The organism is Mangrovicella endophytica, assembly GCF_002893625.1.
Lineage (GTDB): Bacteria > Pseudomonadota > Alphaproteobacteria > Rhizobiales > Rhizobiaceae > Mangrovicella > Mangrovicella endophytica.
In genome coordinates, this window is record NZ_PKMZ01000004.1 from 199,340 (window position 1) to 220,321 (window position 20,982).

The window sequence follows — 20,982 nt, forward strand, 5'->3', positions numbered from 1 at the left end:
TGTCACCTTTCACTCCGCCGCCTGAAGGCCGCTGCTGAAGTAGTTCTGTTCGAAACGTGAGGTCGCGGCGACCACGTCGACATCGATGATCAGCGCGACACGGCCATCGCCGAGGATCGTCGCCGCGGCGACGCCGGGCACGCGGCCGTAGTTGGCCTCGAGGCTCTTGATCACGACCTGCCGCTGGCCCTGGATGCCGTCGACGAGCAGTGCCGAGCGGGCACCGTTCTCGGCCTCGACCAGGATCGCAACGCCGGACAGGGCATCGGTCGGTTCCTCACGGTAGCCGAGCTGGCGAGCCACATCGACGAGCGGCATGAAGTTGCCGCGCACCTCGATCAGGCGCTGGTCGTTGCCGAAGCCGCGCACTTCCGCGGGCTTCGGCTTCAGCGTCTCGATGATGGCCGTCAGCGGCACCACCAGCGTGTGGTCGCCGGCCGAGACGATCATCCCGTCGAGGACGGCGAGCGTCAGCGGCAGGCTCATGGTGAACATGGAGCCTTCGCCCGGCTTGGAGGCGATGGAGACACGGCCGCCGAGCGCCTGGATCGAGCGCTTCACCACGTCCATGCCGACGCCGCGGCCGGAGAGCTCGGAGACCTCCTCCTTGGTGGAGAAGCCCGGCAGGAAGATCAGATTGTCAGTTTCCTCGTCGCTGAGGCTCGCGTCGGCGGGGATGAGGCCCTTGTCGACCGCGATCTTGCGCACGACCTGCCGGTTGATGCCGGCGCCGTCGTCGGAGATCTCGATGACGATGCGGCCCGAGCGGTGCATCGCCGCGACGCGGACGGTGCCCTCCTCGCCCTTGCCGGCGGCGACGCGCTTTTCCGGACGCTCGACGCCGTGGTCGATGGCGTTGCGGATCATGTGCGTCAGCGGGTCGGAGAGGCGCTCGATGACGGTCTTGTCGACCTCGGTCCACTCACCCTCGGTGATCAGCCGCACTTGCTTGCCGGTGATGTCGGCGACCTCGCGAACGAGGCGCGGCAGTTTCTGAAAAACCGACTTCACCGGCTGCGCGCGGATGGCCATGACGCTGTCCTGAATCTCGCGCGTCAGCTGCTCCAGCTCATCGAGGCCGACGGCAACATCCGAGGCGCGGGCGAGCCCGGCCTGCATGACGCGCTGCGACAGCATGACCTGGTGGATCACCAGCTCGCCGACGAGGTCGATCAGCCGGTCGACGCGTTCGAGGTCGACGCGGATGGTCGCGGCCGGCGCGCTGCCTGCGGCGGCAGCCTTGGCGTCGCCGCTTTCAGCCGCGGCTGCTGCACGCTCGGCCTTGCGGGGCGCCGGGGCCTCGGCAGCCGGTGCCGGCTTCGGCGCCGCCGCCGCTGCCGCGGGCTTCAGCTCGACCACTTCAGCCATGGGGGCGTCGGCAGCCGGCTCGTCGGCCGCAGCGTCGGCTCCGCCGGCGAGCCGGGCGAGCAGCGCCGCGATCTCCGGGTCGACGCCATCATCGGCCGCCATGGCCGAGGCATCAAGGATGCGATCGATGGAAAGGTCGCAGTCCCACTCGACGAACTCGAAGATCTCGCGGACAGCAGGCTCGCCGGCTTCGCTGGCGAGTTCGATGGTCCAGGCGAGGTAGGCGCCTTCCGGATCGAGGTCGGTGAGAAGCGGGATCGCGCTGGTGTCGCAGGTCACCTCGCCGCTGCCGAGCGCCAGGCACTCGCGGATCAGGCGGGCGCTCTCATTGGCCTTGGCATAGAGCTCGGCGCGCGGCCGGAACTGGATGCGGTAGCGGCTCTCGCCGCCGTCCATCATGTCGGAGAGGTCGACCGAGACGGGCACGAAGTCGAGCCCATCCATGCCGTCGCCGACCATCGGCGCGAAGATCGGGCCGTCATCACTCGCGGCGGGGGCGGCCGCCGGCGCATCCTTCTTGCCGCCGACCAGCGCCTTCAGCTCCTCGACCAGTCCGCGTGTGCGCACCGCATCGACCGATCCGCCGTCGCGAGCGACGGTGACGAGGTCGGCGAGGACGTCAGCAGCCCGCAGCATGACGCGGACAACGTCGAGCGTCGCCTCGAGGCGGTTGGAGCGCAGCTCGTCCAGCGTGGTCTCGAAGACGTGGGCGAAGTGGACCAGGTCGTCGAGATTGAAGGCGCCCGCGCCGCCCTTGATCGAATGCACCGCGCGGAACACGGCATTCACGGTATCGGCATCGGCCTCGCCGCTCTCGATGGCCAGAAGCCCCGCTTCCAGCTCCGCAAGCTGCTCGGCACACTCCTCGAAGAAGGTTGCGCGGATCTCCGCCATCGCGTCCATGTGACGTCCTTACCCCTCGATGCCGCCCACGGGCGGTCGTCGGTTGTTGTTGGTTGCAGTCGTGGCCGCTCAGGCGGCCACGCGGTTGATGGCGTCGATGAGCTTCACCGGATCGAACGGCTTGACGATCCAGCCGGTGGCGCCGGCAGCGCGCGCACGCGCCTTCTTCTCGGCGTCACTCTCGGTCGTCAGCACCAGGATCGGGATGGCGCGGCGCTCACGATCGGCGCGGACCTCCTCGATGAACTGCAGGCCATCCATACGGGGCATGTTGACGTCGGTGATGATGACGTCGGGATCGATGCCCTGCAGAACCTCGATGCCGTGGACGCCGTCCTCGGCCTGCACGACGTTGAAGCCCGAGTCCTGCAGCGCCCGGCGCAGCATCTCGCGCATGGTGCGGGAGTCGTCGACTGTCAGAATGGTCTTCACTGTGCAATCTCCTGTTCCATCAGTCGCTCGGTCGAGAGGCCCATCAGCCTCAGCCCGCTCTCAAATCCATCCGATGCGCCGGTGATGGCAAAGGACGCCTTGTCGCTCTTCCAGGTCGCCGCCGCCGAGAGAAGGACCTGGGCGCACTGGGCCCCGATCCGTTCCACCTGCGCGGCGCTGACCGTGATCGGGCTGCCCCGCATCGCGAGGAGCTGCTCGGCCAGGGGCGCTGCCGCCTTGAGGTCGAGCACGGCCGGTAGTTCCAGGCTGGCGGCGCTCGCCGCAGCTGTCTTCTTCCTCGCCATCAGAATTCTTCCCATCCGTCTTCGCTGATCTTGGGGGCTGCGCCGCCGGTGCCGGTGGTGCGCATCTGGGTGACAGTCCGCTGCGGGGCGCTGCGACGCGCTGGCGCCGCCCGGCTGCCCTGGTTGACCGGCATCCCCTTGGATGCCGAGGTGCGGAACTTCATGACGAGGCCGGCCAGCTCTTCGGTCTCGCTCGACAGGGTCTGGCTGGCCGCGGTGGCTTCCTCGACCATGGCGGCGTTCTGCTGGGTGACCTTGTCCATCTGGTCGGCCGCCGTGGAGACTTCCTTCAGGCTGACGGCCTGCTCCTTGGCGCTGCGGGCGATCTCGGCCACGACGCGGCTCATCTCACCGACCTGGCTGACGATCTCATCGAGAGAGCGCCCCGACGCAGTGACGAGGTCGACGCCCTCGCTGACCTGCTCGCGCGAGGTCGAGATGAGGTCCTTGATCTCCTTGGCGGCTTCGGCCGAGCGCTGGGCGAGGTTGCGCACCTCCTGGGCGACGACGGCGAAACCGCGTCCCGCCTCGCCTGCCCGGGCCGCCTCGACGCCGGCGTTCAGGGCGAGGAGGTTGGTCTGGAAGGCGATCTCGTCGATCACGCCGATGATCTTGCCGATCTGATCGGAGCTCTTCTCGATCCGATCCATGGCATCGACGGCGCGGCCGACGATCTCGCCGCCCTTTTCGGCGTTCTTCTGTGCGGTGGTCGCCGCCAGCTGAGCCTGGCCGGCGCCCTGCGCCGTCTCGTTCACCGCGCTGGTCACCTCCGAGAGGGCCGCCACCGTTTGCTCCAGGCTCGCGGCCTGCTGCTCGGTGCGCTGAGCGAGATCGTTCGAGGCGACAGTGATCTCCGTCAGACCGGTCCGAATGGCGCCGATCGAGGTCACCACCGAGCCGATCGCTTCTTCCAGCGAAGCAACGGAGGCGTTGAACTGACCGCGCACCGGCTCATACTGAGCCGCCACCGGGCGGTCGAGACGCACCGTCAGATCACCGGCCGAGAGCCGCGCGAAGCCGCTCTCAATGTCGGAGATGAAGGCAGAGAGCTCCTCATGGTCGGCATGCTCGGCAGCCGCCTTGCGGGAGCGCTCGGCATCCTCGCGGCCACGCGCCGTCTCGGCATCGCTCTGGAGGCGCTCTTTCTCGATGCCGGCCTGACGGAAGGTGACGACGGTCGCAGCCATCTGGCCGATCTCGTCCCGACGCCCGCCCGCCGGCACGTCGACGGTGAAATCACCGTCCGCCAGGCGGCGCATCGCGGAGGACAGGGCGACGATCGGCTTGGCAATGGCGCGCGACAGGATCCAGCCGAGCGCAGCGGAGGCGACGAGCAGCAGCGCCATGCCGATGAAGAAGACGAGCTTCGCCTTCGCATTGGCCTCGGCCTCCATAACCACCATCTTTGCGCCGGACTCTTTGCGCTCGTCGCGCAGCGTATCGAGGATGTCCTCGGCCGGGGTGATGTACTGATCCGCGACGCCGGAGTTCATGAGGTCGATCGCCTGCGCGGCGGTGTCCGGATTGCGGGCGAAATCGACGGTCGGCTTGACGACCTTCTCGTGCCAGGCGGCGACGGCGGTCTTCAGCACCTCCATCTGCTGGTTGAGCGCCGGCTCCTGCGAGGCCGCTTCGATGGCGCCCACCGCGGCCAGCATCGAGTCGTAATGCTTCTGGACCTTGCCGACATAGCTTTCGTCGCGCGTCAGCATGAAGCCGCGCAGCGAGTTCTCCTGCCGGGCCAAGGCGAAGCGAGCCTGGATCGCATTGGAGACAAGCGAACCATAGTAATTGGAGCGCTCACCCGACTGCCTGACCGTCTCGAGCTGCGTGTAGATCAGCCCGCCCATCGCCGCAGCCGTCATCAGAACGATCGCGAATGCTGCAGCGATCTTCCTTGAGATTTTCAGGTCGCGCGGGTGCATCTGCTGTGCCTCAGATGGTCGGTGGATGGAGGGATGATCGGAGACCGCCACTCACGCGAACGGTTTCCCACTGACGGCTTTACTGTAGCCTCTGCTTCCTAAGCATCGGTTACGTAGAGGCGGCGAAGACCAGTGGCGGGATCATGATATTTCGAGAGTCTTCGCCGGATGACAGGACTGTGATGATCGCAAGCCGTCGCTGTGAAGCAGCCCTGCAGGCTGCTCCAAACGGCAGCGACGGACCGCGATCAACCATCAGCCTAGCGGCCGAGCCCTAAGCGCCTGTTACTTCAAGGGTCGATTGCGAAGATCGTCCGGATTTCGGGGATTGATCGTTAACGATGCGCCAATCCATTGAAGGTGAACACAGATCGGCAGAGTCCCCGAGGGCCGGCGTCCTCTCGCATCGCGGCGTTTCGAAGGCATGGGGCCGTTCTACTTGGCGGCTTCAGGACTGTTGAAGTAATACGCGATGCTTACGATCGCCTATCAGCAAGAGGACGGGGCACTCCATCGCTTCCCGCAACGGGCGCGTTGCAGCGCGCAGGGCATCGCGTTCGCCCCTGCCCGTCTGATGCGGCAGCTCTCAGGGGGCGGTTAGCGGGCCAGCCGGTCAGCGGATATGCCGCAGATGGAATCGCTGGATGGCGCCGGCCGCCTCAGCGGCTCCCCTGACGCGTCATTGCGGCATGGCGTCGGCGCAGCGCCCCGGCGCGGTCCTCGTGCAGCGACGGCGCGCAGGCGGGACATGAGACGCCCTCCTCAAAGGCGGCGTGGCGCCGATCCTCTTGCGACACGGCGCGGCCGCAGCCGAAGCAGTGGTCCCAGCCGGTCTCGGCAACCGCGTGCCCGACAGCCGTGCGTCCGTCGAAGACGTAGCAGGCACCGTCCCAGAGGCTCTCTTCCTGGGGCACGTCCTCGAGATACTGGAGGATGCCGCCCTTCAGATGGAAGACGCTTTGAAAGCCATGGGCGAGCAGATAGGCGGAGGCCTTCTCGCAGCGGATGCCGCCGGTGCAGAACATCGCGACCTTGCGATGCTTCTCCGGGTCGAGCTCCGTCGCAACGAAATCCTTGAAGGCCGTGAAGGTGGCGATCTGCGGATCGACGGCGCCTTGGAAGGTGCCGACCGCCGTCTCGTAGTCGTTGCGGGTATCGATGAGGAGCACGTCCGGATCGCTGATCAGGGCGTTCCAGTCGCGCGGCTCCACATAGGTGCCGACCTGACGCGAGGGATCGGCCTCCGGCGCCCGCATGGTGATGATCTCCGGCCGGATGCGGATCTTCAGGCGCTTGAACGGCGCCTTGGTCGCGGCTGAGAACTTCACCTCGCCGGCACGAATTCCGAACATGGCGTCGAGCGCTGCGACCAGCGCGTCCATGGCGGCGGCGGTCGGCGCTGCCACGGTGCCGTTGATTCCCTCGCCGGCGAGCAGGATCGTGCCACAGGCGCCCGCCGCCTCGCATGCGGAACGCACCGCCGCCTGGGATGCGGGAAGATCATTCACGGTAACGAAGCGGTAGAAGGCAGCGACGGTCCAGCTCATCGCCGCGCTATAGGTGATGGCGCCGGCGCCGTGAAGACGCCGCTGTGCTTCAGGCTGCTTCCGCCGCGCAGCAGGCACAGATCCCGCTGATCTCGACCGAGGTCCGGGACGGCATGAAGCCCTCCGTCTTGGCCCAAGCCTTCAGCCGCTCCTCCACCACCGCATCGGAGAACTCCCAGACGCGGGAGCATCGCTCGCAGATGCCGAAGGCGATCGTCGCCGCCTCATGGTGATGATGCGGGGTGGCGCAGGCCACGAAGGCCTTGAGGCTGTCGAGACGGTGGACGAGGCCGACCTCGAGCAGCCGGTCCAGCGCCCGGTAGACCTGCAGCGGCGCCCGAAAGCCCTCGTCGCGCAGGCGGTCGAGGATGGTGTAGGCGCTCAGCGGCTCCTCGGCGCCGGACAGAGTGTCGAGAACCAGCTGCTGGTTGCGCGTCAGCTTGGCGGCGCCACTCATCGGCTCGGCTCCGGGAGAGACGCCGCTCGGCCCGGCGTCTCCGCCGATGAAGCCGCACCCGAGCGGGCGGCGGAGAGGAGACTGAGGAGAAAGAGGCCGAGCGCCGCGACGACGACGGATGGCCCGGACGGCGTATCGAACTCCAACGAGCCGAACAGACCGATCGTTGCGGCAACCGCACCCAGGATCGACGCCAGAACCGCCATCGTCTCCGGCGTGCCGGCGAAGCGACGCGCTGTTGCCGCTGGTATGATCAGCAGCGATGTGATGAGCAGGATGCCGACGATCTTCATGGCAATGGCGATCACCGCCGCCATCAGCAGCATGAAGACGATGCGTGAGCGCTCCGGCCGCAAGCCTTCGGCCTCGGCGACCTCCGGGCTGACGGTCGCGGCCAGCAGCGGGCGCCACAAGAGCGCCAACACTGCCAGTACGACGGCTCCGCCGCCATAGATGAAGGCGAGATCGATCCGCGACACGGCGAGGATGTCGCCGAAGAGGAAACCCATCAGGTCGACACGGATCCACGTCATGAAGGCCACCATGACGATGCCGACCGCCAGCGTCGAGTGGGACAGGATGCCAAGCAGGGCATCCGTCGAGAGGCTCGCCCGCCGCTGCAGCAGCAGCAGCGCGACCGAGACCAGAGCGGCCACCGCGAAGACGCCGAGCATCAGGTCGATGTCGAAGGCAAAGGCGAGCGCGACGCCGAGAAGCGCCGAATGCGCCATCGTGTCGCCGAAATAGGCCATGCGGCGCCAGACGATGAAGCAACCGAGCGGACCACTGACCAGCGCGATACCGATGCCAGCCAGGATCGCGCGCAGGAAGAAGTCACTCAGCATGAGCATGATGCTCCCGTCGATCGTGGGCGTGATGCTCAGGATGCCGGTCGGCATGAACACCGGCACAGCTGTCGGCCACCGTGCCGTCGGCGAGGCGCACGCGGCCGTCCGACAGATGCGTATGGTCGTGATGATGGCTGTAGATCGCCAAGGTTTCGGCCGCGCGCGGTCCGAACAGGCTGCGATAGGCGGGCGAGGCGGCAACCGACTGCGGCGTGCCGGCGCAGCAGACATGGCCGTTGAAGCACAGCACGGTGTCGGTCTTCGCCATCACGACGTGAAGGTCATGCGAGATCAGCAGCACTGCGCAGCCGTCGCGCTCGCGGATGTCCGAAACGAGATCGTAGAGCGCCAGCTGCCCGGCGAAATCGACGCCCTGCACCGGCTCGTCGAGAACCAGCAGGTCCGGCCGGCGGATCATGGCACGGGCGAGCAGCGCGCGCTGGTACTCCCCGCCTGACAATGTCTGCACGTCGGCCTTGGCGAGATGGCCGATGCCGACGCGGTCCAGCGCGGCGTCGATGGCTTGAGCCGAGGCCGGTGCGGTCAGCGTCATCAGGCGCCGCACGCTCAGCGGCAGCGTCCAGTCGATCGTCATCTTCTGCGGGACATAGCCGATCGACAGAGTACCGGCGCGGCGGACCTCACCTTCGTCTGGCCGCAAGATGCCGATCGCCGTCTTCACCGTGGTCGTCTTGCCCGAACCGTTCGGCCCGACCAGCGTGACGATCTCGCCCCGCCGCACCTCCAGGGAGACGCCGCGTACCAGCCAGCGCCCGCCCCTGCGGACCCCGACATCGGTCATGGTGACGAGGGCGTCTGACATGGCTGCCTTTCCCGACGACGACTGCAGTGGCTTGCGCCGGGATATGGCAGACGTTATAGCGTAACGCAACATCAACGTTATGATGTAACATATCATCAACGGCGCCAGGAGCGATCAGATGCCGTCCTTGAAGAAGCTACTCGTTCTCGCAGCGGCAAGCTGCGCAATGCCCAGCATGGCGATGGCCGAGGTGCCGAATGTCGTGGCGTCGCTGAAGCCGCTGCATTCGCTGCTCGCCGGCGTGATGAAGGGCGTCGGCGAGCCGAAGCTGGTGGTCCAGGGCGCCGGATCCGAGCACGCCTATTCGCTGCGTCCTTCGCAGGCGGCCGACCTTGAAGGCGCCGATCTGGTCTTCTGGATGGGACCGCATATGGAAACGTTCCTGACGAAGCCGCTGGAGACGCTGGCCGGCGGCGCCACGGTGGTCGCCTTGTCCGAAGTGCCCGGAGCCACCACCCTGCCCTTCCGCGTCGGCGGTCCGTTCGAGGCACACTCCCATGGCGGCGAAGGACATCATCACGACGAGTCGGGCGAAGCTGCCGACCACGATCATGATCGCGAGGCGAAGACCCAGGCCGGCGAGGCCCATACCGATCATGACGATGGCGACGGTGATGATCACGAGCACCACGCCGATGGCGACCATCATGACGACCATGACCACGACGAGCACGGCTCGGTCGACATGCATCTCTGGCTCGACCCGGAGAATGCCAAGGTCTTCGTCCGCACGTTCGAAACGGCCCTCGCCAAGGCCGATCCGGAGCATGCCTCGGCCTATGCGGCCAACGCTGCCGACGTCACCAAGCAGCTCGATCAGCTGGAGGCTGAGATCACCAAGACGGTGCAGCCGGTGAAGAACCGGCCCTTCGTCGTCTTCCACGATGCCTATCAGTATTTCGAGAAGCGCTTCGACATACCCGCGGCAGGCTCCATCACGGTCAGCCCTGAAACGCCTCCGGGCGCCGCGCGCGTCTCGGCCATCAAGGCCAAGATCCAAGGGCTCGACGCGGCTTGCGTCTTTGCGGAACCCCAGTTCGAGCCGAAGCTCGTCAGCGTGGTGACGGAAGGCACCAATGCCCGCACCGGCGTGCTCGACCCGCTGGGCGCAGACCTTACCGACGGTCCCGATCTTTACTTCGAGCTCCTGCGCAGGCTCGCAGGGTCTCTCAGCGACTGCCTCGGCAAGTCACCGGCCTGAGACGGCAACGCTCCGGCATAGGCATTGACGTAACACGGAGCGGAATGGACAGCTTGGGGCGGCCGGCGGCCGCCCTATTCCCATTCCAGCTCGGCGAATGCGGCCGTGGCGTTGCGGGGATTGTACTCCTCGAACAGCTGCCACCGCCCCGCTTCAGAGGCCGCCGCGGTGCTCGCCGCCTGCATCATCGGCACGCCATCGGCGATCGCCGCCCGAAGGTCGCGAGCCAGCACTTCGAGATAGCGTCGCGTATCGGCAAAGGCGGAAGGGGTCGAAAGACGCGTCGGCCCGTGCCCCGGCACGAGCGTCGCCGGCTTCAGGGCCTGCAGTTCATCCAGCACCGCCAGCCAACCCTTGAGGCTGCCGTCCAGGGTCGGGCAGTGCTCCTGGAAGACGAGGTCGCCGGCGAACAGCGCTCCGGTCGCACTGTCGGCGACGGTCACGTCGTTGTTCGTATGAGCCGTCGGCCATGGCCGCAGCTCGATCGCCCGTCCGCCGAGATCGAGTTTCGTCGTCTCAGCGATGGCGAGCGTCGGCGGCACCAGCTCCGTCCCCTCCATCAGTGCCGCGCCCATCGCCTCGAGGTTGGAGGCAAGATACGTCTCGCGGCGCGCCGCCAGCGCCGCCGCGAGGTTGCGGTGGCCGACGAAGGTAATGCCCTCCCCCGCGAAGGCGGCGTTACCGAAGAGATGGTCGGGATGCATATGGGTGTTGACGACGTAGCGGACCGGCCGGTCCGTCGCGGCCTTCACCGCCGCCAGCAGCCGTCGCCCCTCGTTGAGGCTGCCGCCGCTGTCCACCACCGCCGCGGCTTCCTCACCGACGATGAAGCCAAGATTGGCGATCGCACCCGCATTGTCCGGGCGCATGAGATCGATCGCGCCGCGGTGTACGAAGACGCCGGCGGCAATCTCCTCCATTCCAAGAGGCTCGGCCGCAGCGGGCTCAACCGGCGCGGCCATCGCCGCGCGCGGCAGCCATGGTAGGGCGAGAGCGGGCAGTGCGAGGCAGGTAAAGCCACGCCGCGTCAGCGGCCGGCGCAACGACAAGCCCGTCGGCTCCGGCGCCTCGATCGATCGGCACATCGCGCTTCCTCCCGTTCCCGCACGGATGGAGCCGCCTGACGACGTCTCTCCCGGTGCGCACTGCCACCTCGGCGGCAGAGCACAGGATCATGCGCCTCAACACCCGGCCAGGCAAACCTGACCGGGTTCCGAGATCAAAGGATCAGAGACCCTGCTCGCGGATCAGGTCCTCGATGGTGAGCGTCTCCAGGAGACGGGGCGCCGGTGCTTCGACCGGAGCGGGACGTGCACGCCGGACCGGCTGGGGTGCCACCAGCGTCCTGGCGTCCGGCGCGGCGCTGTAGACGATCTCACGCTCGACGGGTGCAGGCCGCCCAAACAGCGCCCAGCTCGGCGTCTCGCCACCAGACGCGATGGCCGGCTCCGGATTGCGGAACGGCGGATCGCTGAGGCGCCGCGCATTCTTGCGCTTCTCGTAGAAGGCGTTGCCGCCGGCGACCACGAGATAGTGCATGTTGGTGTAGGGGAAGGTCATGCCGGCGGTGTGGAAGAACATCGCCTTCTGTACCTTGGGATGGCGCTTGCCGCGCATCACCTGCTTCGCCATGCGCGCGGCACGGTCCTTGCCGACCTCCATCTTGCGTGTCAGCACGCCGGGCGCGAACTGGTTCTTCTGCCCGACGACACCGCAGATCGTCTTCGGATACTTGCCGGACTTCAGGCGGTTCATCACCACCGTTCCGACCGCCAGCATACCATCGTCGCTGGAGCGATTGGACTCGAAGTACATGACCCGCGTCATGCATTCGTGCTCGCTCATGCGGGGCGTCGACGAGCCGCGGAAGTGGCCACAGGCGGCCAGACCCGACAGCAGCATGAGGCATGCTGCCTTCAGCATATGTCGAGAGATTCGTTCGGGCGTCATCCGGAGTTCCAGACTGGCAACAGTCCCCGGACGATCGCACGGAACGCTTAACGAGCGCTTGAGCCGGGCCTCGGCGCCGGCCCGGAATGGACGAATAAGCCGTTGTTTGGACGCGAATTTTAGCTATCGGGCCATGTGGGCGCCATCATTCTGCGGACAGGGTTAACGAATGGTGAGCGCCGCCTGGCACATCGCCCGCCCCCCTCCGACGCTGGGGATGCGGCATGCGGCCCGCCGCCTCAGGCAGCGGCCGCGGCCACCGGCGCATCGCCCGCGCCTTCGAGCGGATAGATCCCGGCTGCGGTGAAGTGCAGCGTCACGGCCGTATCGCGCTGCGGCGGCGGGGTGGCGGGGTCGTTGAAGCTGTCGACCAGCACGGTGCCGCCAGCCGTTGCAATGCGCATGCGGACCACCGAGCCGAGGAAGGCGACATCGACGATCCGGCCGGCCAGCCGATTGATCCGCTCCGGCGAGGGATGCAGCGAGACGGCCTCGGGCCGCAGCGCCAGCGAGAGCGACGTGCCAGGCTGAACGGCAGGCGCCCCGGAAAGAACGATCGCCTCCTCGCCGATGCGCACACCGGTGCCGCCGGTCGCAACCGCCTCCAGAACGCTGAGCGTGCCGACGAAGCCGGCGACGAAGCGGGTGCGCGGCTTGTTGTAGATCTCGAAGGGGTTGCCGATCTGGTCGATCCGCCCCTCGCTCATCACCACGATGCGATCGGACATGGAGAGAGCCTCCTCCTGATCGTGGGTAACGAAGATGGTGGTGATGCCGAGCTCGCGCTGCAGGCTGCGGATCTCTTCACGCAGCGAGACACGGATCTTGGCGTCCAGCGCCGAGAGCGGCTCGTCGAGAAGAAGGACGCGCGGCTTGACCGCGATGGCCCGCGCCAGGGCGACGCGCTGCTGCTGGCCGCCGGACAGCTGGTAGGGATAGCGGCTCGCCAGATGCGGCAGCTTGATCAGCGCCAGCATCTCCTCGACGCGGGTGGCGATCTCCGCCTTCGGGCGGCCCGCCACCTTCAGCCCGAAGGCGACATTGTCGGCGATGGTGAGGTTCGGGAACAGGGCATAGGCCTGGAACACCATGCCGATCCGCCGCGCATTCGGCTGGACATGCGTGACGTCCTCGCCGTCGATGCGGATCGTGCCCTGCGACGGCGTCTCGAAGCCCGCGATCATGCGCAGCATCGTCGTCTTGCCGCAGCCGGAGGGGCCGAGGAAGGAGATGAACTCGCCCTTCTCCGCCGACAGGTCGAAATCGTGGACGACCGTGGTCGGACCGAAGCTCTTGCGAACGCCGGAGATCTCGAGAAAGCTCATCGTCCGCGTTTTCCGAATCTGAGGATGGTGGAGCCCAGGCGCCGGCCCGGAACGCCCGAGCCGAAGAGCTGCAGGAAGCCCATGCAGGCCCAGGTGATGGCGAAGGCGATCATGGCGAGCGCCGCCGGCTCATAGGCGCGGTTGGCGCCGACGAGCTGCAGATATGGCCCGAAGGCCGGGCGGTTCAGGAGGCTCGCCAGCACGAACTCGCCGATGACGATGGCGAAGGTCAGGAAGGCGCCGGACAGGATCGCCGCCCGGACATTCGGCAGGATGACCCGCATCAGGATGGTGCGGCGGCTGGCGCCGAGGCTTTCGGCCGCCTCCGTCAGCGTGCGGATGTCGATCGCGCCCATGCCGGTGTCGACCGCCCGGTACATGTAGGGGAGCGACAGAACGGCATAGCCGAAGACGAGGAGCACATTGGTCCCGGCGATGGTCGCCGTGAAGGGAAGCCAGGAGGACGAGTTGTAGATCCTCAAGTAGCCGAAGACGAGAACGATCGGCGGCACCACCAGCGGCAGCAGCGTGATGAACTCGACGAGGCCGCGCAGCCGCGGGAACTTCAGCCGGATCCAGTAGGCGGTCGGCACCACCAGAAGCGCGCCGATGACGATGGTGCAGAGCGCCGCGATCACCGAGAAGGAGAAGGTCGCCTGGAAGCGCGGGTCGGCAAAGACGACCTGATAGGCCTTCAAGGAGTAGGTCCCGCGCACCATGCGCATGGAGAATTCGAGCGTGGCGACCAGCGGCACGAGGAAATATAGCGCCGCGAGCGTGACGATGACGGTCGGCGCAATCCGCGAGCGGTTCATCGCAGCCACCTCTCGCTGCGCGCCCGCAAGACGATATAGAGGGCGTTCGAGCAGCCGGTGATGATGATCATACCAAGCGCCAGGGCGTAGCCGAGATTGGCGTTGTGCAGGACGTCGCCGCGGATCTGCGCATAGAGCAGGATCGGCACGATGTTCAGCGACGAGCCGGTCAGCGCATAGGCCGTTGCGATCGCACCGAAGGCGTTGGCGAAGAGAAGCAGGAAGCAGCCGAGGATGCTCGGCGCCAGCACGGGAAGCGCGATCATCCGCCAGTACTGCCAGCGGCTCGCGCCGAGCATCGAGGCGGCCTCGCGCCATTCACGCTTCAAGCCGTCGATCGCCGGCGTCAGGATCAGCACCATCAGCGGAATCTGGAAGTAGAGATAGGTGATGGTCAGCCCCCAAAAACTCAGGAGGTTGAACCCGTAGCGGTAGATATTCACGCCGAAGAGCTCGTTCAGCAGCACCGTGACGAGGCCGAGCCGGCCGACGGTGGCGATGAAGGCGAAGGCCAAGGGCACGCCGGCGAAGTTGGAGGCGACGCCCGAGAAGGTCGTCATGGTCGGCCGGATCCAGGCCGGCAGCCCGCCCTGCACGATGGCATAGGCGATCAGGAAACCGAAGACCGCGCCAAGGGCCGCGGATGCAAGGCTCACCTCGATCGAAATCTTGTAGGCCGACAGGATCGAGGGGGTGAAGAGGCCGGCAATGTTGTCGAGGGTCAGACTGCCGTCCGGCGTCTGGAAGGCCCCGAGCATCAGATAGAGCGTCGGCCCGATCAGGAAGAGCAGCGAAAACAGAAAGAAGGGTGTGACGCCGAGCACTGCCAGCGTCGATCCGCCGAGCGGTGCACGAGCCCGCGCAGCGGTGCTCGTCCCGACGGGGACACCGGGAGATGATGCGACGAGACCCGCGTCGGTCGACATACGGCGGCTCTAAATCCTGATCACTGGGGAGAGGTGGCCGGCCCTGACGGGCCGGCCTGATGGTGTAAGGCGCTTACTGGACGTTGGCGCCGACGACCTTGTCCCAATCGGCGGTGATCTTCGCCTTGGCCGCGTTCTGCTCCTCCAGCGTCGGGAAGACGGCCTTCTCGTAGGCCGAGGCCTCCGGCAGCTTGGCGAGGAGGTCGGCCGGGATCTTGCCGGCCTTCGACATGGCGTTGAAGCGGATCGGGTGGCAATAGCCCTTCAGCCAGCCGAGCTGCCCCTCGTCGGAATAGAGATACTCCATCCAGAGCTTGGCCGCGTTCGGGTGCGGCGCGTAGGCGCTGATGCCCTGCACGTAGACGCCGGCGATAACGCCGGTCTTCGGCACCACGACCTCAACATTCGGGTTGCCGGCGAGCGTGTCGCGATCCGACAGCGCGCTGTAGTCCCAGCGGATGATGATAGGCGTTGCGCCCTGCGCGAGCGAGGCCGACTTGCCGATGACCGGCACGAAATTGCCGTTCTTGTTCAGCTCGGCGAAGAAGGAGAGACCCTCCTCGGCAGCCTTGGAGGCGTCACCGCCGGCGCGCGACAGGCCCGCCGCATAGACGCCCTGGATCGCCTGCGCGGAGGCTCGCGGATCGCCGGCGAGCGCGACGGAGTTGGCGTAGTCGGACTTCAGGAGATCGGCCCAGTCGGTCGGCACGGTCTCGACGATGTCCTTGTTCACCTCGAAGGCGAGAACGCCGTAGTAGTCACCATACCAGTGGCCGTCGGCATCCTTGGCGTCGGCCGGGATCTCGTCCCAGGTCGAGACCTTGTAGGGCATCAGCAGGCCGTCGGCCTTGGCGCTCGGGCCGAAGGAAAGGCCGACGTCGATGACGTCCGGAGCCTGCGGGCCGGTGTTGCCCTTGTTGGCCTTGATCGCCTCGATCTCGTCGCCCGAACCGGCGTCGGGGTTCAGCTCGTTGACCTGGATGCCATACTTGGCCTTGAAGCCCTCGATGACGGCGCCGTAGCCGCACCAGTCGTGCGGCAGCGCGATCGTCGTCAGCTGGCCTTCCTTCTTCGCGGCCGCGATCAGCTCGTCCATCGACGCGGCCGACTGCGCGCTCGCCATTCCCGTCCACATCGACATCATGGCCGCGACGCTGGCGGCGCGCTTCAGATGGTTACGCATGAAGAACCCTTTGCTGTGGCCGCGGACATCATGTCCGGACCTTTGCCTGTTGGCGCCCCATCCGGGGCGGCGATCGGTTAGCAGTGCCGGATGACAGTTGGATGTCGGCATGCCCGCCGCAGATGATCAGCGGACGGGCACGCAACGATGATGACGCGTTTCGCAGCGTCCAGCAATCGGGCCCCAGGTGTTCAGGCGAAGAGAGTTGTTGACCAGCGGCTCCAGACGCTGAAGCCGATACGGCGGCCATCCCTCGACGGCTGCGCCGGAAAGGAAACTCCCGTTATCCACAGCCGGATACGACAAGGGGCGGCGAACCGAAGTCCGCCGCCCCAGTCAGGACCAAACATTGCCGTGGATAGGTCAGGCTGCCATCGCTGCCGCTGAGCAGCAGTCCGGCGCCCGCGTCAGTGAGCGTTCGGCTTCCCGGCTCCCGCCTTCAGGTCGGCCCGGCTCTTGATCAGGCTCGCGACCGTCGTCACGACGAGCACGCCGATGATGATGCCGAGCGAGGTGAAGGTGGTGATATGCGGCACCCACTCGATCGACTGGCCGCCATTGACGAAGGACAGCGTATTCTCCGCCATAGCGTGGAAGATCAGCTTCACGCCGATGAAGGCCAGGATGATCGAGAGGCCGATGCCAAGATAGACCAGGCGATCGAGCAGGCCGCCGAGCAGGAAATAGAGCTGCAGGAGGCCGAGCAGCGCGAAGGCATTGGCGGTGAAGACGATGTACGGCTCCTCGGTGAGGCCATAGATCGCCGGGATCGAATCCAGCGCGAAGAGAAGATCGGTCATGCCGAGCGCGACGATGACCACAAGCATCGGCGTCGCCAGCCGACGACCATGTTCGCGGATGAAGATCGAACCGTCCGCAAAGCTTTCCGTCGACGGGATATGGCGCTGCACGAAGCGCACGATCGCGTTCGCCTCGTACTCTTCCGAAGTCTGATGGCCGCCGACACTCTCCATCGCCAGCTTGATCGCGGTGTAGATGAGGAAGAGGCCGAAGATGTAGAAGATCCAGGAGAACTCCTCGATCGCAGCCGCACCAACGGCGATGAAGGCGCCGCGCATGACGAGCGCGATGATGATGCCGATCAGCAGCGCCTTCTGCTGGAACTCCGGCGGCACGCGGAACTTCGCCATGATGATGACGAAGACGAAGAGGTTGTCGACCGACAGGCTCTTCTCGGTGATGAAGCCGGCGATGTATTCGAGGCCGTATTCGTTGCCCCAGACGCTCCAGATGACCGCACCGAAGATCAGCGAGAGGACGATGTAGAAGATCGACCAGATCGCGGATTCACGAAATGTCGGGTGATGCGGCCGGCGCACATGCGAGACGAAGTCGAAGGCGAACAGGGCCCCGAAGGCCAAGACCGTCGACACCCAGAGCCACACCGGTACCTGCATTCTGTCGTTCCTTTCGTCGCCCTGAGGGCCGTCGTGTTGTCGATGCCCGTCGGGCGGCGTTGGAACGGCCGGCTTCGCCGGTCCGTCGCGGCCCCGTCGCCGGAGTGCCGCCTTTCCGCCTCAGATGCTCATTCGCCAGACGCGAAAAAAGATGGGCGTCAAAAAAAGCTGCGGGTGCCGCTTGCGGGCTCAACCAGCCGGCTTGTTCGGGCATGCTCTCGCGCTCTATGGAAGGCGCTGGAATGGCGAGCGAGAGGCTGACGGCATGACATCGGTTTCGGCCCGGTTTCCGGATCTCGCCGGCAGGTCGGTCTTCATCACCGGCGGCGGCTCCGGGATCGGCGCTTCACTCACCGAAGGCTTCCTCGAACAGGGCTGCCGCGTTGCCTTCGTGCAGCGCTCGGATGCCAGCGCGCTCTGCGACCGGCTGGAAGCTGACTACGGAACGCGGCCGCTGTTCATCCCCTGCGACATCACCGATGTCGACGCATTGGTCGCCGCGATGCGCGAGGCCAAGGCCGCCCACGGGCCGATCGAGGTGCTCGTCAACAACGCCGCATCGGACAACCGCCATGGTCTGTCGGATTATTCGGTCGCCGACTACGACCGCTCCATGGCGGTGAACCTCCGGCCGCACTTCTTCACCGCGCAGGAAGCCGCCGCAGACATGAAGGCTGCCGGCCGCGGCACCATCATCAACTACTCCTCGATCTCCTACATGATGGGCAATGCCGGCTACCCCGCCTATGTCGCGGCGAAGTCCGCCATCACCGGGCTGACGCGCGGCCTCGCTCGCGAGCTCGGTCCCTTCGGCATCCGCGTCAATGCGCTGATGCCGGGCTGGGTGCTCACGGAGCGCCAGCGCGATCTCTGGGTGACGCCGGAGGGCCTCGCGGCGCATCTCGAACGCCAGTGCCTGCCGCGCGAGATCGTGCCCGAGGACATGGTCGGGCCGACGCTGTTCCTGGCGTCGGATGCTTCCAGCGTGATGACCGGACAGGCGCTCGTCGTCGATGCCGGCGTGGTGGTGACGGGATGAGCGCCCCTTACGTCGCCGTCGACTGGGGCACCTCCAGCTTCCGCCTGTGGCTGCTCGGCCCTGACGGGTCGGTGCTTGCGGAGTCGCGCGGCGACGAGGGGATGACGGTCTCGGCCGCGACGAGCGGCTTCCCGGCCGTGCTCGCCAAGCACCTCGCCGCCGTCGAGGCGCCGGACAGGCTGCCGGTGGTGATCTGCGGCATGGCCGGCGCGCGGCAGGGCTGGCGCGAGGCCGGCTATGTCGAGACACCGGCGCCGCTCGCCGCCCTGTTCGATGCCGCCATCGCCTTCGAGGATGGGGCCCGCGCCGTCCGTATCCTGCCAGGTATCGCGCAGCGCCAAGCGGGGCGGCCGGACGTCATGCGCGGCGAGGAAACGCAGCTTGCCGGCGCGCTTTCGACCGGCGCTGGCGGCGACGGGCTGATCTGCCTGCCGGGCACCCATTCGAAGTGGGCGAGCATCGCGGATGGGACCGTCACCGGCTTCTCGACCTTCATGACCGGCGAGACCTTCGCGCTGTTTTCGCGCCATTCGATCCTCAGCCATACGATCGACGCGGCCGCCGACACCGATCCGCAGGGCGAGGCCTTCCGCAACGCTGTCATCGCCGGTTTCCGGGAGCCGCAGCGGCTTTTGAACGCGCTGTTTGCGATCCGCGCCGGTGGGCTTCTGGGAGTGAGTGACGCAAAGGACGCCGGAGCGACCCTGTCGGGCCTTCTCATCGGCCAAGAGATCGCCGGCGCGCTGGGCGACAGACCAAACACCGCCGTCACGCTCGTCGCCTCTGGCCGCATGGCGCGCCTTTATGACAGCGCTCTAACCGCCTGCGGCATCACCGCCGGCATCGTCGACGCCGATGCGGCGGTCAGAGCCGGCCTCTTCGCCGCAGCCCAGCGCTTCTGGGGACCGCAGAGCAAGGACACAATCAGCGCATGAGCGAAACCAATCCTGTCGCCGCCCTCCCCCGTGGCCTCATCGCCATCTTGCGGGGACTGAAGCCGGAGGAGAGCCAAAGCGTCGTCGGCGCGCTGATCGAGGCCGGCTTTACGGCGATCGAGATCCCGCTGAACTCGCCGGAGCCCTTCCGCTCCATCGAGACGGCGGTGAAGCTCGCCCCGGCCGACTGCCTGATCGGCGCCGGTACGGTGCTCACGGCCGATGACGTCGTGCGCCTCGACGGGATCGGCGGTCGGCTCGTCATCAGCCCGAATGTCGATGTCGACGTGCTCGGCGAAGCTGCGCGCCGCTCCATGGTGACAATGCCGGGCGTCTTCACGCCGACGGAGGCCTTCACCGCAATCAAGGCCGGCGCGACGGCGCTGAAGTTCTTCCCCGCCAGCGTGCTCGGACCCGCCGGCATCGCGGCGATCCGGGCCGTGCTGCCGCCGGCGCTGCCGATCGGCGCGGTGGGCGGCGTGTCGGAGCGCGACTTCTCGGCCTACAGGGCCGTCGGCGTGCGTACCTTCGGCATCGGCTCCAGCCTCTACAAGCCGGGCTCCAGCGCAGCCGAGGTGGGCGCCAAGGCACGGGCGATCGTTCAAGCCTATGATGAGGCCTTTGCAGGATGAGCCAGGAACCGCGCATCTTCTGCGACATCGCCGCTCAGCTCGGCGAAGGCGTCACCTACGATCCGACCACCGACACGGTCTGGTGGTTCGACATCGAGAGCAAGCGGCTGTTCGAGCGCGGGCTCACGGCAGATCGCACCACAATCCACGAACTGCCCTTCATGGCGAGCGCGCTGGCCCGCATCGATGCAGGGCGTCAGCTGGTGATGGCCGAGGACGGGCTCTACATCCGCGACGTCGCGACGGGCGCCCTGACGCTGCACCGGCCGATCGAGGCGGACAATCCCGCCACGCGCTCCAATGACAGCCGCGTCCATGCCTCCGGCGCCTTCTGGATCAGCACCATGGGCAAAGGCGGTGAGCCGAAAGCGGGCGCGATCTACTGGTACCGCAGGGGCGAGGTGAAGCAGCTCTATCCGGAGATCGGCATCCCGAACTCCATCTCCTTCGCGCCGGACGGCTCGATCGCCTACTTCACCGACACCAAGGACAACCGCATCATGCGGGTGGCGATCGATCCCTGGAGCGGTCTGCCAACGGCCGAGCCAGAGGTGCTGGTCGACAAGGACGGACAGAAGGGCGGCCATGACGGCTCGGTGGTGGATGCCGACGGTGTCCTCTGGAATGCCCGCTGGGGCAGCGGCAAGCTCTATAGCTACCGCCCGGACGGCACGCTCCTGCGCACCGTCGACATGCCGGCAGCCCAGGTGAGCTGCCCAGCTTTCGTCGGCCAGAAAGCCGACCGCGTAGTGGTGACCTCCGCCTGGTCCGGCCTGTCGGAGGCCGAGCGCGCTGCCGACCCTGAGGCCGGCAAGACCTTCATCCTCGACCTCGGCGTGCCCGGCCGGCATGAGCCGGACGTGGTGCTATAAGGCAGCGCCGCCGGCACTCGTTTGACCAGGCGGGCAGTTGCTCTTCCCGCATGCTTCTCAGTCCGTTCCGCTGAAGCC

The 20,982-nt window shown here is 66.8% G+C and carries 19 protein-coding genes and 1 pseudogene; 5 read left to right on the forward strand and 15 right to left on the reverse strand.

The window, feature by feature from the left end; translation table 11 throughout:
* Positions 1-9: 9 nt before the first annotated feature.
* The 8 genes from C0R46_RS12470 to znuC form a co-directional block, all read right to left on the reverse strand.
* Positions 10-2,271 (reverse strand): chemotaxis protein CheA, encoded by a 2,262-nt coding sequence (locus C0R46_RS12470; RefSeq protein WP_102959963.1) that lies wholly within the window; start codon positions 2,269-2,271, stop codon positions 10-12.
* Between the two features lie 69 nt (positions 2,272-2,340).
* Positions 2,341-2,703, reverse strand: coding sequence for a response regulator (locus tag C0R46_RS12475; protein WP_198598319.1), 363 nt, complete (start codon positions 2,701-2,703; stop codon positions 2,341-2,343).
* Complete coding sequence (locus C0R46_RS12480; protein ID WP_102959964.1) at positions 2,700-3,008, reverse strand: STAS domain-containing protein; 309 nt, start codon at positions 3,006-3,008, stop codon at positions 2,700-2,702. The genes C0R46_RS12475 and C0R46_RS12480 overlap by 4 nt, the downstream gene beginning before the upstream one ends.
* Complete coding sequence (locus C0R46_RS12485) at positions 3,008-4,933, reverse strand: methyl-accepting chemotaxis protein (RefSeq protein ID WP_102959965.1); 1,926 nt, start codon at positions 4,931-4,933, stop codon at positions 3,008-3,010. The genes C0R46_RS12480 and C0R46_RS12485 overlap by 1 nt, the downstream gene beginning before the upstream one ends.
* Before the next feature lie 659 nt (positions 4,934-5,592).
* Positions 5,593-6,480, reverse strand: a complete 888-nt coding sequence (gene trhO, locus C0R46_RS12490; RefSeq protein WP_102960036.1) for an oxygen-dependent tRNA uridine(34) hydroxylase TrhO — start codon at positions 6,478-6,480, stop codon at positions 5,593-5,595.
* A 49-nt stretch (positions 6,481-6,529) separates the two neighbouring features.
* A complete protein-coding gene (locus tag C0R46_RS12495; RefSeq protein WP_102959966.1) occupies positions 6,530-6,937 on the reverse strand; it encodes a Fur family transcriptional regulator in 408 nt (135 codons plus the stop codon).
* Positions 6,934-7,782 carry a metal ABC transporter permease gene (locus tag C0R46_RS12500; RefSeq protein WP_102960037.1) on the reverse strand — a complete coding sequence of 283 codons (849 nt, stop codon included), beginning with the start codon at positions 7,780-7,782 and terminating at the stop codon, positions 6,934-6,936. Before C0R46_RS12500 ends, C0R46_RS12495 begins: the two co-directional genes overlap by 4 nt.
* Entirely contained in the window at positions 7,772-8,608 is an 837-nt protein-coding gene (gene znuC / locus C0R46_RS12505; RefSeq protein ID WP_102959967.1) for a zinc ABC transporter ATP-binding protein ZnuC, read from the reverse strand. Before znuC ends, C0R46_RS12500 begins: the two co-directional genes overlap by 11 nt.
* Before the next feature lie 118 nt (positions 8,609-8,726).
* Here znuC and C0R46_RS12510 point away from each other — a divergent pair, with 118 nt between their 5' ends.
* On the forward strand, positions 8,727-9,809 hold the full coding sequence (locus C0R46_RS12510; RefSeq protein WP_102959968.1) for a zinc ABC transporter substrate-binding protein: 1,083 nt from the start codon (positions 8,727-8,729) through the stop codon (positions 9,807-9,809).
* Between the two features lie 74 nt (positions 9,810-9,883).
* Here the strand turns inward: C0R46_RS12510 and C0R46_RS12515 are convergent, their stop codons facing one another.
* From C0R46_RS12515 to C0R46_RS12545, 7 genes and pseudogenes are all read right to left on the reverse strand, one after another.
* On the reverse strand, positions 9,884-10,894 hold the full coding sequence (locus C0R46_RS12515) for a quinoprotein relay system zinc metallohydrolase 2 (protein WP_198598320.1): 1,011 nt from the start codon (positions 10,892-10,894) through the stop codon (positions 9,884-9,886).
* Positions 10,895-11,096: 202 nt separating this feature from the next.
* A pseudogene (locus C0R46_RS12520) lies at positions 11,097-11,711 on the reverse strand (cell wall hydrolase); the annotation flags it as partial.
* A 287-nt stretch (positions 11,712-11,998) separates the two neighbouring features.
* Positions 11,999-13,084: an ABC transporter ATP-binding protein gene (locus C0R46_RS12525; protein WP_102959969.1), complete on the reverse strand. Its 1,086-nt coding sequence runs from the start codon at positions 13,082-13,084 to the stop codon at positions 11,999-12,001.
* A complete protein-coding gene (locus C0R46_RS12530) occupies positions 13,081-13,899 on the reverse strand; it encodes an ABC transporter permease (protein ID WP_102959970.1) in 819 nt (272 codons plus the stop codon). The genes C0R46_RS12525 and C0R46_RS12530 overlap by 4 nt, the downstream gene beginning before the upstream one ends.
* The gene (locus tag C0R46_RS12535; RefSeq protein ID WP_102959971.1) at positions 13,896-14,825 is read right to left on the reverse strand and encodes an ABC transporter permease; all 930 of its coding nucleotides are present in this window, start codon (positions 14,823-14,825) and stop codon (positions 13,896-13,898) included. The genes C0R46_RS12530 and C0R46_RS12535 overlap by 4 nt, the downstream gene beginning before the upstream one ends.
* Positions 14,826-14,898: 73 nt before the next feature.
* Positions 14,899-16,008, reverse strand: coding sequence for an ABC transporter substrate-binding protein (locus C0R46_RS12540; protein ID WP_102959972.1), 1,110 nt, complete (start codon positions 16,006-16,008; stop codon positions 14,899-14,901).
* Positions 16,009-16,415: 407 nt separating this feature from the next.
* Positions 16,416-17,426: a TerC/Alx family metal homeostasis membrane protein gene (locus C0R46_RS12545; RefSeq protein WP_102959973.1), complete on the reverse strand. Its 1,011-nt coding sequence runs from the start codon at positions 17,424-17,426 to the stop codon at positions 16,416-16,418.
* A gap of 265 nt (positions 17,427-17,691) precedes the next feature.
* On the opposite strand from C0R46_RS12545, the gene C0R46_RS12550 reads away from it, so the two are divergent.
* From C0R46_RS12550 to C0R46_RS12565, 4 genes are read left to right on the forward strand one after another with little or no spacing between them, the layout of a single operon-like run.
* Positions 17,692-18,465 (forward strand): SDR family NAD(P)-dependent oxidoreductase, encoded by a 774-nt coding sequence (locus C0R46_RS12550; protein WP_102959974.1) that lies wholly within the window; start codon positions 17,692-17,694, stop codon positions 18,463-18,465.
* The gene (locus C0R46_RS12555) at positions 18,462-19,400 is read left to right on the forward strand and encodes a 2-dehydro-3-deoxygalactonokinase (protein WP_102959975.1); all 939 of its coding nucleotides are present in this window, start codon (positions 18,462-18,464) and stop codon (positions 19,398-19,400) included. Before C0R46_RS12550 ends, C0R46_RS12555 begins: the two co-directional genes overlap by 4 nt.
* The gene (locus C0R46_RS12560; protein WP_102959976.1) at positions 19,397-20,032 is read left to right on the forward strand and encodes a 2-dehydro-3-deoxy-6-phosphogalactonate aldolase; all 636 of its coding nucleotides are present in this window, start codon (positions 19,397-19,399) and stop codon (positions 20,030-20,032) included. The genes C0R46_RS12555 and C0R46_RS12560 overlap by 4 nt, the downstream gene beginning before the upstream one ends.
* Complete coding sequence (locus tag C0R46_RS12565) at positions 20,029-20,904, forward strand: SMP-30/gluconolactonase/LRE family protein (RefSeq protein ID WP_102959977.1); 876 nt, start codon at positions 20,029-20,031, stop codon at positions 20,902-20,904. Before C0R46_RS12560 ends, C0R46_RS12565 begins: the two co-directional genes overlap by 4 nt.
* Positions 20,905-20,982 lie beyond the last annotated feature (78 nt).

Excerpts from the sequence above, each read along its gene's own strand:
- C0R46_RS12500 (WP_102960037.1), bottom strand. The coding sequence starts at position 7,782 with ATGCTGAGTGACTTCTTCCTGCGCGCGATCCTGGCTGGCATCGGTATC.
- C0R46_RS12540 (WP_102959972.1), bottom strand. The coding sequence starts at position 16,008 with ATGCGTAACCATCTGAAGCGCGCCGCCAGCGTCGCGGCCATGATGTCG.
- C0R46_RS12550 (WP_102959974.1), top strand. The coding sequence starts at position 17,692 with ATGACATCGGTTTCGGCCCGGTTTCCGGATCTCGCCGGCAGGTCGGTC.
- C0R46_RS12510 (WP_102959968.1), top strand. The coding sequence starts at position 8,727 with ATGCCGTCCTTGAAGAAGCTACTCGTTCTCGCAGCGGCAAGCTGCGCA.
- C0R46_RS12470 (WP_102959963.1), bottom strand. The coding sequence starts at position 2,271 with ATGGACGCGATGGCGGAGATCCGCGCAACCTTCTTCGAGGAGTGTGCC.
- C0R46_RS12480 (WP_102959964.1), bottom strand. The coding sequence starts at position 3,008 with ATGGCGAGGAAGAAGACAGCTGCGGCGAGCGCCGCCAGCCTGGAACTA.
- znuC (WP_102959967.1), bottom strand. The coding sequence starts at position 8,608 with ATGTCAGACGCCCTCGTCACCATGACCGATGTCGGGGTCCGCAGGGGC.
- C0R46_RS12485 (WP_102959965.1), bottom strand. The coding sequence starts at position 4,933 with ATGCACCCGCGCGACCTGAAAATCTCAAGGAAGATCGCTGCAGCATTC.
- C0R46_RS12555 (WP_102959975.1), top strand. The coding sequence starts at position 18,462 with ATGAGCGCCCCTTACGTCGCCGTCGACTGGGGCACCTCCAGCTTCCGC.
- C0R46_RS12535 (WP_102959971.1), bottom strand. The coding sequence starts at position 14,825 with ATGTCGACCGACGCGGGTCTCGTCGCATCATCTCCCGGTGTCCCCGTC.
- C0R46_RS12545 (WP_102959973.1), bottom strand. The coding sequence starts at position 17,426 with ATGCAGGTACCGGTGTGGCTCTGGGTGTCGACGGTCTTGGCCTTCGGG.
- C0R46_RS12560 (WP_102959976.1), top strand. The coding sequence starts at position 19,397 with ATGAGCGAAACCAATCCTGTCGCCGCCCTCCCCCGTGGCCTCATCGCC.
- C0R46_RS12565 (WP_102959977.1), top strand. The coding sequence starts at position 20,029 with ATGAGCCAGGAACCGCGCATCTTCTGCGACATCGCCGCTCAGCTCGGC.
- trhO (WP_102960036.1), bottom strand. The coding sequence starts at position 6,480 with ATGAGCTGGACCGTCGCTGCCTTCTACCGCTTCGTTACCGTGAATGAT.
- C0R46_RS12495 (WP_102959966.1), bottom strand. The coding sequence starts at position 6,937 with ATGAGTGGCGCCGCCAAGCTGACGCGCAACCAGCAGCTGGTTCTCGAC.
- C0R46_RS12530 (WP_102959970.1), bottom strand. The coding sequence starts at position 13,899 with ATGAACCGCTCGCGGATTGCGCCGACCGTCATCGTCACGCTCGCGGCG.
- C0R46_RS12525 (WP_102959969.1), bottom strand. The coding sequence starts at position 13,084 with ATGAGCTTTCTCGAGATCTCCGGCGTTCGCAAGAGCTTCGGTCCGACC.
- C0R46_RS12515 (WP_198598320.1), bottom strand. The coding sequence starts at position 10,894 with ATGTGCCGATCGATCGAGGCGCCGGAGCCGACGGGCTTGTCGTTGCGC.